Origin of the sequence: Streptomyces sp. NPDC059224 (assembly GCF_042754285.1) — a bacterium.
Classification (GTDB): domain Bacteria; phylum Actinomycetota; class Actinomycetes; order Streptomycetales; family Streptomycetaceae; genus Streptomyces.
This window is the reverse complement of the sequence record NZ_JBHZAN010000042.1, coordinates 59,363-77,481: the sequence shown is the minus strand read 5'-3', so window position 1 is coordinate 77,481 and position 18,119 is coordinate 59,363. Positions and strand designations below refer to the sequence as shown.

9 protein-coding genes and 1 pseudogene are annotated in these 18,119 nt (G+C 72.8%); 3 read left to right on the top strand and 7 right to left on the bottom strand.

Annotated features, from left to right (window positions below):
- Positions 1-26: 26 nt before the first annotated feature.
- Positions 27-8,690, top strand: a complete 8,664-nt coding sequence (locus ACFXI4_RS36745) for a hypothetical protein (protein ID WP_384999593.1) — start codon at positions 27-29, stop codon at positions 8,688-8,690.
- A 38-nt stretch (positions 8,691-8,728) separates the two neighbouring features.
- Positions 8,729-11,251, top strand: coding sequence for a right-handed parallel beta-helix repeat-containing protein (locus ACFXI4_RS36740; protein ID WP_384999590.1), 2,523 nt, complete (start codon positions 8,729-8,731; stop codon positions 11,249-11,251).
- Here ACFXI4_RS36740 and ACFXI4_RS36735 read toward each other — a convergent pair.
- Together ACFXI4_RS36735 and ACFXI4_RS36730 are read right to left on the bottom strand one after the other, a co-directional pair.
- Positions 11,208-11,627 (bottom strand): cysteine hydrolase family protein, encoded by a 420-nt coding sequence (locus tag ACFXI4_RS36735; RefSeq protein ID WP_384999587.1) that lies wholly within the window; start codon positions 11,625-11,627, stop codon positions 11,208-11,210. The two genes, ACFXI4_RS36740 and ACFXI4_RS36735, sit on opposite strands and share 44 nt — an antisense overlap.
- Positions 11,628-11,693: 66 nt before the next feature.
- On the bottom strand, positions 11,694-12,332 hold the full coding sequence (locus tag ACFXI4_RS36730; protein WP_384999584.1) for an HD domain-containing protein: 639 nt from the start codon (positions 12,330-12,332) through the stop codon (positions 11,694-11,696).
- A 102-nt stretch (positions 12,333-12,434) separates the two neighbouring features.
- Between ACFXI4_RS36730 and ACFXI4_RS36725 the strand changes: the two genes are divergently transcribed.
- Positions 12,435-13,397 carry a GlxA family transcriptional regulator gene (locus ACFXI4_RS36725; RefSeq protein WP_384999581.1) on the top strand — a complete coding sequence of 321 codons (963 nt, stop codon included), beginning with the start codon at positions 12,435-12,437 and terminating at the stop codon, positions 13,395-13,397.
- A gap of 18 nt (positions 13,398-13,415) precedes the next feature.
- Here ACFXI4_RS36725 and ACFXI4_RS36720 read toward each other — a convergent pair whose 3' ends face one another.
- The 5 genes and pseudogenes from ACFXI4_RS36720 to ACFXI4_RS36700 all read right to left on the bottom strand — a co-directional run bounded on the left by ACFXI4_RS36720 (position 13,416) and on the right by ACFXI4_RS36700 (position 18,097).
- Positions 13,416-14,603 carry a cytochrome P450 gene (locus ACFXI4_RS36720; RefSeq protein ID WP_384999578.1) on the bottom strand — a complete coding sequence of 396 codons (1,188 nt, stop codon included), beginning with the start codon at positions 14,601-14,603 and terminating at the stop codon, positions 13,416-13,418.
- Between the two features lie 38 nt (positions 14,604-14,641).
- Positions 14,642-16,015 carry an NAD(P)/FAD-dependent oxidoreductase gene (locus ACFXI4_RS36715; protein WP_384999575.1) on the bottom strand — a complete coding sequence of 458 codons (1,374 nt, stop codon included), beginning with the start codon at positions 16,013-16,015 and terminating at the stop codon, positions 14,642-14,644.
- The gene (locus tag ACFXI4_RS36710) at positions 16,005-16,214 is read right to left on the bottom strand and encodes a ferredoxin (protein WP_362725911.1); all 210 of its coding nucleotides are present in this window, start codon (positions 16,212-16,214) and stop codon (positions 16,005-16,007) included. Before ACFXI4_RS36710 ends, ACFXI4_RS36715 begins: the two co-directional genes overlap by 11 nt.
- A 473-nt stretch (positions 16,215-16,687) precedes the next feature.
- Positions 16,688-17,132, bottom strand: a pseudogene (locus ACFXI4_RS36705) (SRPBCC family protein); the annotation flags it as partial.
- Between the two features lie 137 nt (positions 17,133-17,269).
- Positions 17,270-18,097: a histone protein gene (locus tag ACFXI4_RS36700; protein WP_384999571.1), complete on the bottom strand. Its 828-nt coding sequence runs from the start codon at positions 18,095-18,097 to the stop codon at positions 17,270-17,272.
- Between the last annotated feature and the right edge of the window lie 22 nt (positions 18,098-18,119).

The window sequence follows — 18,119 nt, the reverse complement described above, 5'->3', positions numbered from 1 at the left end:
CCGAACTCGGCATCGACCCGGCACGGATGGAGGCCGACCTCACCGACCTGCGCCGGCTCAGCCTCAAGGAACGGCCCCGGCTGCTCGGCGGCACGTCTCTGCCCGCCGACGGCGCGACACCGCCGCCCGCGCACTCCGGCCCGGCCCTCCACACCGAGACCGAGACGGCCGTCCCGCTGACGCCTCCGCAACAGCTGGCCAAGACCCTCGGCGAGCACACCGAGGCCCAGCGCGGCGTGCAGCAGGCCGAGAGCAGTCTCGCCAACGCCGGCGGCCACCAGCGCCCGGCCATGGAGGCGGCCCTGGCCAAGGCGAACGAAGAGGCCGCCCAGGTCACGGTCCGTCTGGACGAGGAGATGACACAGGCGCTGGCCGACGGCCGGCTCACCCAGCTCGACCTCAACCTGCTGGTCGACCAGTTCGCCGGTGCCGGTGAGATCCAGCGGGCCCTGCGGTTCCGGGAACACGCCCTGCGTCTGGACGTCCAGGCCCGGCAGGCACCCGAGGCCGCCGCGGACCATTTCATCAGGACCGGCAAGGAGATCGAGGAGCAGTCGCTCGCACTGCGCGGGCTCACCCAGCGGCTGGAGAACCTGGTCCAGTCGGGCAAGAAGACCCCGCTGGAACTCCAGAGCCTCGCCCGGACCCTCGACCAGGCGGCCGACACCCTCGACGCCTCCCTCAAGGGTTTCGTCAAGGACGCCGCCGAGCTGGGCGGTGTCTACACCCTCCGCAGCGAGCACGCCCCCGTCTCCACCGTGGCCCACGAGCTCGCCCGGAGGGTCGACGACGCCGTCAGGACGGCGAAGCCCGGCGGCTCCATCACCCTCAGGGGCTTCCACGGCACCGAGTTCTCGATCTCCCGCCTGCAGCGCGACATGCCGGACGTCGTCCGCCACTTCCGCAGCAACAAGGCGTACGCCGAGGTGCCCACCGGAAATCAGTGGAAGGCCGAACTGCCCGGCTCGCAGGAGCAGTGGGCGAAGATCTTCCCCAATTTCGAGGACTTCGAGAAACTCTCCCCCGCACAGAAGACGCATTTCGTGCGGAACCTGTCCGAACGGAACATCACGCAGCTGCGCGAAGACGTCCGCGAGCTGCTGGACAGCCTGCCGCAGACGGAGCGCGCCGAGTTCCAGAAGCTGCTGACCAGCCTGGAGAACCTGCCCTATCGCATCAAGCACGCGACCCCGGCCTACCACGCCATCGCCAACAGCGGGGTGATGTCCTCGCAGGGCGACCTGGCCCGACGGGGCGTCAGGTTCCTCGCGTCCGGCAAGAGTTCGGCGAAGAACACCTCCAACCTCGGCAACGACGACTTCGTGTTCTTCCGCATGGAGGCCGGCGACAAGCCGATGGCGACCCGGTACGGGCCGACCACCCTCGTCTTCGACGCCAAGGTCCTGGAGGAGAAGGGCGGCTGGGTCTCGCTCCACGACCAGCTGCACCCGCTGGACCGCGAGACGATGCGTGACCTGAAGTTCGGCGACGACACCGTCCGCAGCGCCAAGTACGACGACGGCTTCGAGGAGATGGGCAAGCGGGCCCGCTGGACGTACGAGTACCCGGGCGGCGGCAAGTCCCGCACGGTCTCCTTCGACCAGGAGGTCTTCCACGGCGCACACGTCCAGGAAGCGCTCGCCCTGTCCGTGGTGCGCGAAGTGCACGAGATCGGGGGCGGCTTCAAGGACGACGTCCTCAAGCTCGTCCAGGGTCCGGTCGACGTGGAGAAGATGGGTGCCGTCGTCTCCAAGCTGTACCGGCCCGAGGCCAAGTTCGGCTCCGGGCTGCCGATCAACCCGTTCTCCAGCCAGGTCGAATCCCGGTGGCCGAAGCCACTCATGGTCCACGACATGGAGGGCGACGGACGCTACCTCGCCGACGGCACGGTGGACCCCGCCGCCCGGGCCGCGGGCAAGGCGTTCGACGAGGCGTCCGACAAGCTGCGCCAGGCCGACAACGCCGTCGGCAGCGGCAACAGGAAGGCGCAGCGCTACAACCTCAACAAGGCGCAGCCCCTGGCCGAACAGGCGGTCAAGCTGACGCAGGAGTTCCACGACATCGCCCAGGGCGCCCGCAAGGACATGGCGAAGGGGCTGCTCGACGAGCGGACCAAGCTCCTCGACGACATCAACGGACGTATCGGCGCGCTGAAGGGCCAGCCCGGCACGGACACGGTGAAGGCGCAAACCAGGCCGGGCAAGACCCCCACCGCGGGGACGTCCTCTTCGGCCGCCGTGGTGAACGGCCCGAACCTGAGCACGCTTCCGCAGCCGGCCGAGGACGCGCTCAATGCCGTTCCGGGGATCACCGACCACATGCGGAAGATGGTCCGGGCACTCGCCAACTCGGACGGGTTCCGGGTTTTGGTGGACTCCAGCGCCGGCGCGGAGACCACGGCCGCCGTCGACCTGGGCAGGACCGCCTTCGGCAAGGCGTTCAGGCAGCTGGCGAAGGAGAAACTGGTCTACGGCGACGCGAAGGGCCTCCACTTCACGGACGACGGTCGCCGGCGGTTCCTGCCGCAGAGCGCCGACACCGGGACGACGGCACCGTCCCTGTCGGTCGCGACCGACGTCCACACGTCCCCGTCCCCGTCCCACACCCAACCCCAGCTCCCGCACACCCGGTCGGGCCCGCACACCGAGGCTGCCGCGCTCACCGGCGACGGCCTGCCGCCCCACTCCCCGGACACCAGCACGCCGGCACCGCACGGCCTCGACACCAACTCCCCGGCACCCCACGGCCTCGACACCAACTCCCCAGCGCCCCACGACCTCGACACCAACTCCCCAGCGCCCCACGACCTCGACACCAACTCCCCGGCACCCCACGACCTCGACACCAACTCCCCCGCACCGCTCCGCGGCGACTCCGAGCCGGTCCTGCCGGTGATCAAGGAGGGCGACGCCACCGTCTCGCACGCCACGGACCACGACGCCTCCCCGCACCACATGGCGGACACCGACACCACTCCGCCCCACCCGGCCGACACCGACGCGGCCGCGGCGCACCTCGACGACGTCCGTCCCCCGGCGGCGCCGCTCCACGGTGGCGACGGCGACTTCGTCCCGCTGCCCCCGCGGGACGGCACTCGGCCCGGTGCTCCCGTGCTGGACGACCTGCTGGGGACGCCCCGCCGGACCGGCGACACCACCGTGACGGCGGCGCCCGGCACCGCTCACCCGGCCACGCCCGACATCCTCGACCGGGCCGCCTTCCGGCGCGACACGTACCGGGAGCACGGCATCCGCGCCCGCTCGCAGATCCGGTACGTCGACCGTGCTCTCGACGCCTTCCATCACGTCCCCGAGGACCGGCTCGCCCAGCGCGCCGAGGCCCTGGACAACCTGGCCGACACCGCGCGGCAATTCCTGCGGGACCGCCCGGTCTCGGTCCGCCGTCCCGGAGTGGAACGGCTGCTGGGCCAGGTGCGCGCCGAAGCGCACGCCTACCGGCTGCTCGACGACCTCCGGAGGCTCGGCGGCGACGGGGACGGGCTGGCCGGCCGCATCCGTACCGCGCTCGCCGACGGCGGCATGACCCCGCACACGCGGACCAGGCTGCAGACGGCGCTCGACGGGATGGACAGCTCCGCGCAGGCCCGGCGGCACAACGACGCGCTGAGCCTGCTGGACGGCCCCCCGCCGCTCCGGGACACCGGGGACACCACCCTCACCGCACCGGCCCGGCAGCCCGGGGAGGCGCCGTGGGCGGAGGATTCCGCGCGGTTCGACGAACTCCTCGGCGGCGACGGGGGGCCGTTGCGCGAGGCCTGGGTCGAGCTGTCGTCCGCCCGGGTCGAACTGAACCGGGTCGAGGACCTGCGCGCCGCGCCGGGCGGAGCCGGCACGTCACGGGGCGTCAGCGACTACGACAGGCAGCTCGGCCACGAGCTGATCTCCGCTCGGGAGCGGTTCCGCACCGCGTACACGAACCTCGAGGAGCTCGGTGTCCGTCCGACCGAGATCGAGGCCCGGATCCACGAGATCGAGAGGGGAGCCGTCCGCCGCGGCGCGACGCTCGGCGCGGGCAAGCTCGACACGCTGCCCGACACCGCCCCGCCTGTGGTCGACCGGATCGATCTGAACAACTCCGGCGTGAGCGGGCCGAACGGCCTGACCATCGAGCGGAGCGTGGGCCAGGACAACGCGGTGACACTGCGGGTGGTGGACCAGCACGCGCACCCGGACCCGACGCGCACGGTCCTCGCCCGGCAGGACGGCGGCTTCGACGTCCGGCACACGCCGTCGGGAACCGTCGACACCTACACCGCGAACGGCGACCGGATCGCCTACGAGATGCCGCTGCACGACGCCGGCGGCCGGCCGACGGGGCTGCGTCTGCACACGGACATCAACGGTCACGGCGCACGCCGGACCCTGACCGTGAACGGCCCCGGCGGGGACCGGCTGACCGCGTTCCCGCTGCCCGGCGACGAGGCACGGATCACCCATCTCGACACCGGCGCCACCCGGCGCGTGGACGCCCTGGGCCACCAGCTCGACGAAGGCTTCCAGCTCACCGGCGGCAACGGTGTCCCCACCGGGACGGACCGGGTGTGGGTCACCGGTGCCGACGTCCACGTCACCAATCTCGCGGGTAACCGTCTGGACCTGCGGGTGCAGCACCTCGGTGACGGGAACGGCATCAGGGTCACCGACGGGACGACCGGGGTGTCCGTGCGCCACGACGGCCAGGGCCGGCTCCAGGAGACCGGTATCGCGCTGACCGACCCGCGGGGCACGCGCGGGCAGCGGTTCCTGGCCGACGACGGCGCGGGCCGCTTCACGCTCACCGACCCCTCCGGTGCCCGGCAGCCCCAGACGGTCACCGCGCTGCCCGGCGGCACCGGCTTCCGGGTGACCGACGAGACGACCGGCGCGACCAGCAGGTTCACGGCCGACGGCCGCTACCAGGACACCGGCCTCGCCCTGTTCGACCCGACGGCGAACGCGCGCGGCGGCCGGATCCTCGTACCGGACGGCGCGGGCCGTCACCGGCTCACCGACGCGGCGGGGCAGCCGCTGCCCCAGCGGGCGGTCGCGGTCGGCGGCAACCGGCCGCGCACCATCGACGACCTGACCGGCGAGTCCGTGCTGTACAACACCCAGGGCCGCCCGGTGAGCACCTCGACCGCGCTGGCCGACCCGGCCGGCAGGCCGCGCGGCGCCCGGTTCGTCGAGCCCGACGGGGCCGGCGGTCACCGTCTGACCGACGCCGACGGCAACCGACTGCCCGACACCGTCACCGCGCTCCCGGACAACGGCGGTTTCCGAACCGTCCACGCCACCGGGCACCGCACCTTCGGCGCGGGCGGCGACTTCACGGGCGACGGACTGCGGCTGACCGGACGCGACGGCGTGCCGGCCGGGCATCTGGACCGGCCGCTCGGCGCCGCCCCGCGCCGGCTGGACGACGCCTTCGCGCCGGACCCGGCGCGCGCGGTCACCTTCGATCCGGCCGGCCGGATCGAGATCGCCCTGCCCGGCGGCGGCCGGCAGGTCTTCGACCAGACCACCGGCCGGTTCGTCCGGGAGACCGTCCCGCTGCCCGGTGGCGGCCACCAGACGACCCTGGCCGACGGCTCGTTCACCCGGTACGACGGCCACGGTGCCGTAACCGCGGAGGGCACCCCGCTGCCCGCGGGCCACGGCGGGCGCCTCCTCGTCGTGGAACCGCCGGCCGCCGGCCACCCCGGGGCGGCCTGGCTGGAGGACGGGGCGGGCGGCAGGCTCGCGCACTGGGACGCGGTCCGGCGGCCCGACGGCACCACGCGGATCGGGTTCAACGACCGGACCAGCCCGCGGCACGGCGAGTTCGTGCACCTGGCCGCCGACGGCGGTGTGGCCCGGCAGGGCTTCAACGTGCTGGACAACGGGCGGCGCACGGACTACCGGTACGTCGTCGACCACACCACGGGCACCTGGGAGCGGACCACCAGGTCCGGTGCGCCCGTGGCGCCCGGGTCCTTCCACCACGGCAGCGCCGACCTGTCCGGAGCCGCACACGGCCACATCACGCTGCAGAGCTCGACCAAGAAGCAGGTGCCGGTCTTCGAACGCCAGGTGCTGCCCGGCGCCTCCGGCGACGTGGTCGACTCCTTCCGCCGTACCGACACCATCTCCTTCGCCCGCACCAACCCCCGTACCCACTGGGTGCGCTGGGACGGGACCGGCACCCCGGCCGGTACCGGCAGCCGGCACTACGACACGGCGGGCACCGGCTGGCGCGACACCGACGGCTGGGGCCGCACGGTGCGCGAGCACCGGGACGGGCTGCAGAAGTTCGACGGACGGGCCGGGCGCACCCTGGGCGTCGACGACGGCGACGGCGGCTGGACCTGGCACCGTTACGACGGGGCGGGCAAGGAGATCGCCTCCGGCCCGCGGACCCGTGAGCACCTCGGCGCGGGCTGGACAGACCGCACCGCGGGCGGTGACATCGCGCAGCGGCAGTGGGGCATGGCCGAGTGGCCCGAGCGGGCCGGCCAGTACCAGGAACACGCCATGAACCCGGACGGCACGCTGCGCGCCACCTGGGAGCGGCACTCCCCGCACGGCAAGGAGGTCGGCAGGCACGAGGCGTTCGGCGACGGTTTCCTCACCACCGACCGCTGGCGCGAGCAGCGCCCGCCGACGTGGGTGCGCACCCGCTGGCTGACCGGCGCCGAGCACACCCGGCCGCCGTACGCGCATGTCCGCGGTGACGACACCTACCAGCTGTTCACCTGGAGCAGGGAGGCGAACGACGGCACGGTCGCCGCCTCCGGGGTGCGCTATGTCGGCATGGACGGCAGCGCCCTGGACCTGGCCGCCGACGGGAGTTTCGCCCGCTTCAGCGGCAAACTGCACGACGGCACGTCCCTGAAGGTCGGCGACCACGCCGGACGTCCCGGCCACGCCCCGGCGAACCCCACCGACCAGCCCTGGCAGGCCGGCGACGTCCGGGGTTACCGCGAGCCGCTCACGGACGACCCCGGGGGCAGGCTCTGGCAGGACGTCTACCGGGACGCCGGCGGCACCACCCGGATCGCCCGTGAGGGGCTGCCCGGCGGGGTGGTGCGGGAGTACACCGGCCTGCCGGAGGACCGGCTCTGGGTCGAGCGGGACCCGCACGGCAACCTGGTCGGCCAGAGCCACGCCAAGCCGAACCAGCCGGGTCATGTGATCCAGGGTTCCGGCCGCGCCGACTCCGGCCGCTGGACCTGGCGTGAGCTGGACGCGCACGGTGCCCAGGTCGCCACCGGAGAGCGGGAGTTCTTCCGCGGCTCCACCGGCTCCCGGCTGCCCTGGGACGACTCCTACCGGGACTTCGGCGCGAACGGGCAGCTGGTCCGCGAACGCCGGATGCTCGACTCGGGCAATTACGTGGACGCCTGGCGCGACGGCAACGGCCTGTGGAGCGCCAACGCCTTCCGGCGCGACGGCACGGCCCTGAACCCGGCCCTGGCCGACCAGGCCCGGCGCTGGTGGCACGGCGGCGCCTGGCACGACCAGTGGGCGCCGGGCTCCCGCCACTTCCGCGACTCGCTGCCCGGCGCCGGGCAGGGCGCCGCGCCCACCGTCCTGCGCGAGACCCCGGTGCACAACGGCGGTCCGGTGCGGGTACGCACCTACGACACCGGCGCCGGCACGCCGGGGTCGGTGTGGAAGGAGTACGACCACGGCGGTGTGGTCCGCGAGCGGAAGGCGGAGGGCAACGGCTTCCTGGAGACCGACGCCTGGCGCGGCCAGTGGAACCGCTACAGCGACCGTGGCGAGCTGATCGCCCAGCGCACCGACAACGGGCTGGTGTTCGAGCGGGACAGCTTCGGCCGGATGCGGCTGACCGGCAACGAGTACGACTTCCGGGGCGCGCTCACCGAGATCCGCGGCTGGGGCCGTACCACCCGTGAGGCGCAGCGCATGCCGTGGTCGGGGACCGTCCTGCCGGACGGCGACGCGGTGCTGCGCGAGGCGCGGTACGAGCCGTACTGGCAGAGCGTGGCCAAGAAGGCGGCGCTGGAGTTCGGTCAGGAGTTCATCCTGGAGTTCGGCGCGAACCTCGCCGTCAACGGGATCGTGGCCGCCGTCCAGAACAAGCCGTTCACGGGCAAGGACGCGCTCAAGTCGTTCGCGAACGCGGCCGTCGGCGCGACCGTCAAGACCGGTCTGAGCACCGCGGTGCACGAGAACCGGGCCCTCGGGTTCGAGAAACTCGGCTCGCTCAAGGCCGGCGTCGCCAACATCGACGGCGGCAAGCCGTGGACCCGGCGTCCGATGAACCACGACAAGACCTGGGCCAACGAGTGGGCGGGCAACGAGACGCCGACCCGCTGGCGCGGCGGTACCTACGACTTCTCGTTCGGTGTGCTCAGCAGCGCGCTGTCCGGCTGGGTCAACGGCAGCATGAACGCGGCCGTGTGGGGCGTGACCGACGCCGACGGCCAGACGGTGAAGCTGCACGGCGGGGACGCGGTCTGGGAGGGCGGGATCAACGCGGCCGCGTCCGTCACCACGGCCGCCACCACCGGACTGGTCAAGAACGTGTTCGTGATGAGCGCGGGCAGCCGGCTCTTCCACCGCCAGGGATTCGCCGACTTCTGGATCCAGCTACCCTTCAAGATCTTCGAGAAGTCGATCCAGTCGCTGTACCTGACCAGTGCCTATCGTGCGAGCATCAATCCCACCTATTACCAGGCACCATGATCGGGCCGGCGACGATCACCGAGACTTGAGGAACGTAGATGACCACCCGTCACACCGTGGCGCCCAAGGGTCAGGGCGGCCGGGGCGCGTACCGGACCATCGGCGAGGCGATACGCGCCGCCTCGCCCGGCGACCTGGTGGTGATCGCCCCGGGCACCTGGACCGAGAACCTGGTCCTGGACCGCGCGGTCGTGCTCACGGCGGAGCACGGCCGGGGCAGCGTCGTGATCGCGCCGCCGCCCGGTGAGCGGCCCGCGGTGACCGTGGACGGCCCGGACTGCGCGCTGCACAACATCACCGTGTGGGGCTCCGACGCGGGCCTGCCCGCGGTGAGCGTGTCGCCCGGGGCCGGTCTCGTCCTGGAGGAGTGCTCGGTGGAGGGCGGCCGGGTGCAGGCGAAGGGCCCGGAGGACGAGGAAGGCGGTACGACGGCACTCGTGCTGCGCCGCTGCCGGCTGGAGGGCGCCCGGCTGGCCGGTCTGCACCTGGCCGGGGGTGTCCGTGCCCGGGTGGAGGACACCGCGGTCACCGGCGTCGACGGCACCGGCGTGGTGCTGTCCGGCACGGCGAGCCTGGACGCCCTGCGGCTGCGCCTGGAACGCACCACGGGGTCGGGGGTGCGGCTGCGGGGCCGGTCCCGGCTACGGCTGACCGACTCGGTGCTGGCCGGCAGCGGCCGGGCGGGGCTGCTCCTGGAGGACGCCACCGAGGCCACCGCCGGGGAGTCCCGCATCGAGACGCCCGGCGCGGCCGGGGTGCACCTGACCGGGTCGGCGCGGGCCGAACTGACCGACTGCAAGATCCGCGGTGCGGCCGCCAGCGGGCTGGTGGTGCAGGAGACCGCACGGCTCAGCGCGTCCGGCTGCTCGGTGGCCGACGCGGGCGCCAACGGGCTGCTGGTGACGGGGGCGGGCGAGGCCGACCTGGCGGACTGCCGGATCGACCGCAGCGCCTTCAGCGCGGTGCATCTGGCCGGTACGGCCGTGGGGCGGCTCGCCGACTGCCGGGTGCGCGGTGGTTCCGAGCACGGTGTGCACGCCACCGGCGAGGCCCGGATCGAGCTGACGGACTGCGGGATCGTCGATGTCGCGATGACCGGGGTGAGCGTCCTGGAGCGGGCGATGGCCACGCTCACCGGCTGCCGGGTCGCCGGGTCCGGCGCCGGGATCGGCATCGGCTCGCCCACCGGCAGTACGGTCGCCGACTCCACGGTGACCGGCACGAAGGAGATCGGCGTCCAGGTCGCCAAGGGCGCCGCCGCCTCGCTCGCCGGGATCCGGATCAGCGGTGCCGGGGCGGCAGGGCTGGTGGTCGACGAGGGCGCCGAGGCGACGGTGAACGGGGGCTGGGTCGAGAACTGCGCGGGCTCCGGTGCCGTCGTGTGGACCGGCGCCAGGCCGGAGATGAGCGGGCTGCGCATCGACCGGCCGGGCAAGAACGGGGTGTTCCTGGCGGAGGGCGCGGGCGGCACGTTCACCGGGCTCGACGTCACCCGGGCCGGCTTCCCGGCCCTGCACGTCGCCGCGGGGGCCGACCCGGTGTTCCGGCACTGCCGGGTCCGTGACTGCGCGGAGGCGCTGGGCACCGACGAGGGCGCCAAGCCGGTCCTGGAGGACTGCACGGCCGACGGCGCCCCGCTGACCTTCGGCACGCCCGCCGCGGCCCCGGCGAACGGCACGCCCGGTGCCCTGCCCTCGCCCAGAGCCGCGAAGACCGCCGCCGACGGCGCCGAGGAGCCGGAGGAGGAGAACCTGGAGGACCTGCTCGGCGAACTCCACGAACTGGTCGGCCTTGACCGCGTCAAGGAGGACGTCGGCTCGCTGGTCAAGCTCATGCAGACGGTCCGCCGCCGCGAGGAGGCCGGGCTGCCGGCCCCGCCGCTCAGCCGCCACCTGGTGTTCGCGGGCAACCCCGGTACCGGCAAGACCACCGTGGCCCGTCTCTACGGCCGTCTCCTGAAGGCCCTCGGGCTGCTGCGCCGGGGCCATCTGATCGAGGTCGACCGTACGGCGCTGGTCGGCGAGTACGTCGGCCACACCGGGCCGAAGACCACCGCCGCCTTCAACCGGGCGCTCGGCGGTGTGCTCTTCATCGACGAGGCCTACTCACTGGCGCCGGCGCTGGCGGGCAACGACTTCGGCACCGAGGCCGTGGCGACCCTGGTGAAGCTGATGGAGGACCACCGCGACGACGTCGTGGTCATCGCCGCGGGCTACCCCGGTGACATGCACCGCTTCATCGGGTCCAACCCCGGCCTCGCCTCGCGTTTCGGCCGCACCCTCCTCTTCGAGGACTACGAGTCCGCCGAACTGGTCTCGATCGTGGAGTTCCAGGCCGGGCAGCACCGCTACGAGCTGACGGCGACGGCCCGCACCGAACTCCTCGCCCTCTTCGAGGCCATGCCCCGGGGCGAGGGCTTCGGCAACGGGCGCTCGGCCCGCCAGATCTTCCAGGAGATGACCGAGCGCCAGGCCCAGCGGGTGGCCGAGCTGTCCGACCCGACCTCGGAGGAGCTGATCAGCCTGGAAGCCCACGACCTGCCTCATCCGGCCGCCCGCTGAGGGCGTCGGAGCGCGGCCGCCCAGGCGTCCACGGTCGTGACCTCGGTCTGCCGGCCCGCAGCACCAGGTCGAGGTCGCTGCCGGCGAAGGCGCTCACACGTCGCTTGGTCACGACGGTCTCGCCGGGTGCGGGCGCCACGTCGGGGTGCACCCGTGTCGCCGGGCCGTCGCCCGCCGGACCGGCCGCGCGGCTCGCGACCGCGGCGAACGTCTTGTCGCGGGTGCTGATCTCCGGGTGCCCGGGGCGGAAGCCGACGACCGCGTAGATCACCGGGATGCCGCTTGCCCGGGCCAGACGCGGCAGGTAGCCGTCCGCGGCGAACCGGTCGGTGACGGCCTGCTGGACGTCCGTGACGAGCAGAGCTTGCCGAGGCACCGTCCATGTTCCCTTCCCGCGACCCGGCCGGCCGGGCCGACTGCTCACCGGCCGTCGGCTCTCCGGTCACTCGGGCCAGGCTGAGCCCTTGATGACCTCGACGAAGTCGCCGCGCCGGAAGCCGGGGACGTAGTGGGCCAGTACGTCGGCCTTGACGTTGCCGAAGGTGGTGTCGGGGCGGTCCTTGATGCCCTCGGTGAAGGCGGCCAGGATCTGGTTCTTGAAGTCCGGGCGCGGGTGTGCGGCGACGACCGCCGCCCGCTGCTCGTCGCTGACCTCGTGATAGCCGATGCCGAGGACATCGAGCTCGACCCCGCGGGTGACCAGGGCGATCTCGGATGCCATGTGCAGCGGGATCTCCGGGGTGGTGTGCAGGGCGATGCTCGTCCAGACCCGGTCGGCGGGCTCGCCGGTGATGCCGTGGGCGTGCAGGAAGCGGCGGGCCTCGTCCGCGCCGTCGATCTCGAAGCGCTGGTCGGTGCGGCGCAGGCTCTTGGTCAGCCCGAGGTCGTGGAACATCGCCCCCACGTACAGCAGCTCGGGGTCGAAGGCCAGGTCCAGCGCCCGGCCGCGCAGCGAACCCCACAGGAAGACCCGCCGGGAATGGTCGAACACCAGTGGGGTGGCCACGTCGCGCACCATCTCGGTGGCCTCCCGCACCAGGGCGGTGTCCGGGATGCGTACGCCCGCGATCTCTTCACTCATCGTCCTCGGCCTCCATACCGGATAGGTGATGTGCCTCAAGGATTCTCCGGGGGACGTAGGCTGGGCCATGTCTCTGCTGCCAGGAAAACCACGGATTCGGACATGACACATCGAGTGGGCCTTGTGGTCTTCGAGGGCGTGACCATGCTCGACGTCAGCGGCCCCTCGGAGGTTCTGCACCAGGCGGGCCGGCACACCGACGGCTACGAGCTGGTGCTGGTCTCGCCGGAGGGCGGGACGGTCACCACCTCCGCCGGGCCCGCGCTCACCGGCACGGTCCGGGCGGCGGACGCGGGCCCCGTCGACACGGTCCTGGTCGCGGGCGGCGACCGGCTGGCCGACCGGCCGATCGAGGGCGGGCTGCTGGCCACGGCCCGTGACCTCACCGAGCGGGCCCGCCGGGTCGCCTCGGTGTGCACCGGCGCGTTCGTGCTGGGCGAGCTGGGCCTGCTCGACGGCCGCCGCGCCACGACCCACTGGCGGCACGCGGCCGCGTTCGCCCGCCGTTTCCCGCGGGTGCGGGTCGAGCCGGACGCCATCCACGTCCGCGACGGACGGTACGTCACCTCGGCGGGCATCAGCGCGGGCATCGACCTCACCCTCGCCCTGGTGGAGGACGACCACGGCGCCGACGTGGCCCGCGACATCGCCCGCGAACTGGTCGTCTTCATGCAACGCCCCGGCGGTCAGTCCCAGTTCTCCACGGCCATCAGCACCCCGCCGGCCCGCAGCGGCCTCCTGCGCACCGTGATCGCGTCCGTGGTCGCCGACCCGGCCGCCGATCACAGCCTGCCCGCCCTGGCCGCGTCGGCCGCCGTGAGCCCGCGCCATCTCGCCCGGCTGTTCCGGGCCGAACTGGGCACCACGCCCGCCCGCTGGGTCGAGCGGGTCCGGCTGGACCGCGCCCAGCAACTGCTCCTGGAGGGCCACAGTGTCACCGCGGCCGCGCTCCACAGCGGCCTGGGCACCGACGAGACCCTCCGCCGTGCCTTCGCCCGCCAGTTGGGCACGACTCCGTCCCACTACCGCAGCCGCTTCGCCTCCACCCGCGGCAGCCGGGAGTAGCCGGCACCGGCCACGCGCTCACAGCTGGAGCGGCAGGTGACGGGGGCCGCGCAGCATGGCGTTCCGGCGGTAGGGAGGCGGGTCCTGGACCAGGCTCGCGGTGCCGAGCAGAGGGAGCAGCGCGGTCAGTGCGGTCCGGGCCTCGATGCGGGCCAGCGGTGCGCCGAAGCACAGGTGGATGCCGTTGCCGAAGCCGAGGTGTTCGTTGTCCGGGCGGTTGGGGTCGAACCGGTCGGGGTCGTCGAACCGCCGGGGGTCGCGGTTGCCCGAGGCCAGCGCCAGGATGACGGGGGTGCCCCGGGCCAGCGTGGTGCCGCCGACGGTGATGTCGGCGAGCGGGATGCGTTCGCGCATGTGGACCGGGGGTTCGTAGCGCAGGAGTTCCTCGACCGTGCGCGGCATCAGGCCGGGTTCGCGGCGGAGGAGGTCCAGGTGCTCGGGTCCGCGCAGGAACGTGAGCACCCCGTTGGTGATGAGGTTGACCGTCGTCTCGTGTCCCGCGATGAGCAACAGGATGGCGGTCTCGGCGAGTTCCTCCTGGGTGAGCCGCAGGGCCGGGTCCGGCTCGTTCACGAAGGCGGCGAGCAGGTCGTCGCCCGGCTCGCCACGGCGCTGCTCGGCGAGGTTCACGAGATACCCGCCCAGCTCGGTCCGTGCCTTGTCGCCCGCCTCGCGCTTCCCGGCCGAGTCGCCGTCCTCGGGTTTGAGGTCGGCCGATTCGACCAGCACGTCGGACCACGCCCGGAAGAGCGGCTCGTCCTCGCGGGGCACGCCGAGCAGCCGGCAGATCACCGTCACGGGCAGCGGGTAGGCGAAGTCGTCGACGACGTCGATCTGCCTACCCGCCTCGAAGGATGCCAGCAGTTCCCTCGTGATCCGGTCGATCTCGTCGCGCATCGCGTCGACGTGCCCCGGGCTGTGCGGTGGTCCGAAGGGGCGCATGGTCAGCGTGCGCAGCCTGTGGTGTTCCGGGTCGTCGAGCCGCAGGAACGGCGGCTTGGGCGTCACCCGGCCACCGGTGCGGGGATCGGCGCTCATCCGCGGGTCGTGCAGCAGGGCGGCGACGTCGTGGTAGCCGCCGACCAGGAAGCTGCCGTCCGCCTGCCGGACCGCGCGGCCGGCCTCCCGGAGTTCCGCGTACAGGGGGTAGGGGTCGGCGCGGCTGGCGTAGTCGGTGATCCGCGCCAGCAGGGTCTCGGACTCCATGGTGGCTCCTCGGAGTGGGAGTCGTGGACGGACGCGGATCAGCGCGTCGGCGGCACCACGGCGAGTCGGCGGTCGGGCAGGTATCCGGTGAGCGCCACGGAGGGGCCGTGCGAGAGCACGGAGGGATCCGGTACGTCGGAGGGGACCGGGACGTCGGCGGCGAGTGCCCGGTCCGCCGCGCCGGGCGGGGGCGGGAAAGGAGCGGCTGTCTCGATCATGTGCCGGTAGTAGTCGAGCGACTTGGCCATGTCGACGGTGACCGCGGCGGTGACCCGCCCCTGGTAGCCGTAGACCATGACCAGGCGGCGCGCCTCCAGCGACCCCTGGGCGATGACCACGTGGTCGGAGTAGGTCGGCACGCCCACCGACTTGATGTTGAGCCCGAACTGGGTCGACCAGAACGTCGGGATGGCCAGGTGGGGGCGTTGCAGCGGCCCCGGATTGACCATGTTGTGGGCGGCCACCGCGGCCTGTTCGACCGCGTTGCCCCAGTGTTCCAGGGAGAGCATCTGGTAGCCGAACAGCGGATGGGGGAAGCGGGAGACGTCCCCCGCCACGAAGACGTCGTCGGTGACGATCCCGTACATGGTGAAGGCGCGGCAGCCGGCGTCGCAGGCCACGCCGCGCGGTCCCGCCGCCAGCCCGGACTCGGCCAGCCACTCGACGTTGCGGACCGCGCCGAGCGCCACGACGCAGACGTCGGCGTCGACGCGGGTGCCGTCCGACAGCTGCGCGCCGGTGAACGCGCCCTTCCCGTCGCCGTGCAGGGCGGTGACCGTCACGCCGGTGCGCAGGTCGACGCCGTGGTTGCGGTGCATGACGGCCGCGAGCTTCGACAGGGTGCCGCCGAGGGCGCCCACGAGCGGCGCGGGGCCGCGTTCGGCGACGGTGACGGCCAGTCCGCGTTCCCGGCAGGCGGAGGCGATCTCCGAGCCGGTGAAGCCGCCGCCGATGACCAGGACCCGTTCCGGTCCGGCGGCCAGCCGCTCGGCGAGTCCCCGGGCGTCCTCGCTGGTACGCAGGGTGAACACCCCGTCCAGGGCGCCTTCCTCGGGGTTGGGCCAGGGCCGGGCGCGGGTACCGGTGGCGATCAGCAGCCGGTCGTACGGGAGCGACTCGCCGTCCTCCAGGCGCACTTGTCCCGCGAGCAGGTCCACGCCGCAGGCCCGCACCCCGAACCGCCAGTCGGCCTCCGGATCGCGGCGCATCGGCAGTCCGGTGGTGTCCGCCGTGGCCTGCCCGAGCAGCACCTGTTTGGACAGCGGCGGCCGGTCGTAGGGCGGATGGGGTTCGTCCCCGACCACGGTCAGCGAGCCGGTGAAGCCCTGGTCGCGCAGCCCCTCCGCGGCCCTCAGCCCCGCCAGCGACGCACCGACGACGACGACACGGCCGTCCTTCAGGTCATCGCGCACCGCCGCTCACCTCTTCCCCGAGGAGGATCGCCTGCACCGGGCACGCGGCCACGGCCTCCCGCACCCGATCGACCTGGTCGTCGGGGACGGCCGTGGCGTACAGCAGCCCCTCGTCCCCGTGCAGCTCGAACACCTGCGGTGCGAGGAAGACGCACTGTGCATAGCCCTGGCAGCGTGTGAGGTCCACAACGACTTGCATCCCCACCACTCCCTCCGTTGCCGCGCCCCCCTCGTTTCCCGCCCCTCATGTCCAGCATGGAGCCAGACCAGGACTCCCGCACGCCACGCTGCCGGGGCACCGGGACGGACCGTGACACGCCCGGCCTGGCGCCCGTGCACGTACCGCGGTGACGGCGTCAGGTGCGGCCCTTCTTCCGTGCGGCCCACAGGCGGGCGTGGCTCCCGTCCGCGGGACGGGGTCCGTGGGGCGGCCGTGTTCGGCGGTCCGGCCCGCCGTCCACGACCAGGACCGTGTCGCGGCGTGCCGGCCAGGCGGCGGGTGACGGGGATTCGCCGAGCCGGCGCGTGCTGAGGCACAGCGAGGCAGGCGCCAGGTCCCGGCGGTGAGCTGTCACGCCGTCACCGGGACGTCGTCCAGGGCGGCTTCGACGCGGCAGCTACTGGCCATGGGCGTGATCGACAGGGACGGACCGGCGGTGAGCTTCACGCCCTCTCGTCCTCTCCGTCCTCCTGCGCCTCTTCCTCCTCCATCGCCTCCTCGTGCGTACGCACCACCTCACCGTCGCGGATCTCACCGCGCCAGCCGTCGGCGTCCTCGGCGGAGAGCGTGACGAAGCGCTGGAAGTGCTTGGCGTCCAGCCGCAGTCGGCGTCCCCGGGGCCACAGGTTGCCGGTCTTCTCGAAGAAGCCGGAAGGGTAGTACTCGACGACGAGCACGATGTGGGTGAGCGTGGGCGTCACCTCATGGAAACTGGCATTCCCGGGTGCTGCCTTTGGCGCCGTCCGACGTCCACACCGTGCGCTCGTCCGTTACCTGTTCCTGGATGGTCGCCTTCCACGAACGCGTGGACGGGCCCACTTTCACCTTCCAGTCGCTGCTGGTCCCGTCCCCCTGCGACACACTGCGCACGCCTTTGGCGAAGGAGCTGAACTGCTCTTCGCCTTCTCCTTGCCACCCGCGACGTCCGCGAGATGCTCCGTCTGTGCGCCGGGGTGGTCGACGAACTCCTCGCGCAACCGGTCGAGGCCCGATGCCTCGTCCCGCCCGTTCCTTAGTGCCGTCCTCACCACGGCCTACCTCCGCCGCGCGGAGGCCTTTTTGGCCGTCGTCCCTTTCGGGACAGTCTTCTTGGCGGCGGCTTTCTTCGACGCGGTCTTCCTGGCAGGAGCGGCGGTCTTCTTCGACGCGGCCTTTCCCGCCGGAGGTGCGCCCCTCTTCGCCGGGGCCTTCCGGGCCGGAGCCGACTTCTTCGCGGCCGTCTTCTTGGCGGGCTGCGCCTTCCGGGCGGTGGTCCTGCGTGCGGCGGCCTTGTGTGCGGGTGCCTTGCGAGGCGCGGACGTGCGGCGGCCGGGCGGCTCCTCCGTGGTGTCCTCAGCCCGGCGACCGGACCCACGGCGCCCAGGCCTGAACCTCTTGGGCCTGGGCTCCTCCTCTTCCTCCGCCTCCTCCAACTCCTCGTTCTCAGGCTCCTCTTCCTCCTCTTCCTCCTCGCCGTCGCCCTCGTTCTCGTACTCTCCCTCCTCCTCTTCCTCTTCCTCCTCCGGCTCGTACTCCTCTTCGTCGCTCCCCTCGTCCCCCTCCTCCCTCTCGCTTCCGACGCGTGCGGTCCGCTCGTGCAAGGCGTCTGCCAGGTCGGCGAGTTTGCGGTCGGCGGCCGCGACGAGGGCCTTCCTGCCAACGTCCTTGAATTCGCCGCGCAGTTGCTCGTTGAGGTCGGCGACCTGGGGAATCTCCTGGAGCTTTCGCAGTCCCTCGGTGACCAGTTGCTGGGGTTCGAGGCCGAAACGCCGGCCCGCGAGGTAAGTGGCCAGGCCGAAGGCGAGCCTTCCCTTTTTGGCGCGACCGAGGACGTAGCCACCGGCGACCGCGGCAGCGAGACTGATTTTCGTCGAATTGTTCATCGATCGTTCCCTCCGGCGAGCC

What these genes read in the sequence shown, in the direction of transcription:
- ACFXI4_RS36730 (WP_384999584.1), bottom strand. Translation starts at nt 12,332, where the DNA reads ATGAGTGAAGAGATCGCGGGCGTACGCATCCCGGACACCGCCCTGGTG.
- ACFXI4_RS36700 (WP_384999571.1), bottom strand. Translation starts at nt 18,097, where the DNA reads ATGAACAATTCGACGAAAATCAGTCTCGCTGCCGCGGTCGCCGGTGGC.
- ACFXI4_RS36740 (WP_384999590.1), top strand. Translation starts at nt 8,729, where the DNA reads ATGACCACCCGTCACACCGTGGCGCCCAAGGGTCAGGGCGGCCGGGGC.
- ACFXI4_RS36745 (WP_384999593.1), top strand. Translation starts at nt 27, where the DNA reads ATGGAGGCCGACCTCACCGACCTGCGCCGGCTCAGCCTCAAGGAACGG.
- ACFXI4_RS36720 (WP_384999578.1), bottom strand. Translation starts at nt 14,603, where the DNA reads ATGGAGTCCGAGACCCTGCTGGCGCGGATCACCGACTACGCCAGCCGC.
- ACFXI4_RS36710 (WP_362725911.1), bottom strand. Translation starts at nt 16,214, where the DNA reads ATGCAAGTCGTTGTGGACCTCACACGCTGCCAGGGCTATGCACAGTGC.
- ACFXI4_RS36725 (WP_384999581.1), top strand. Translation starts at nt 12,435, where the DNA reads ATGACACATCGAGTGGGCCTTGTGGTCTTCGAGGGCGTGACCATGCTC.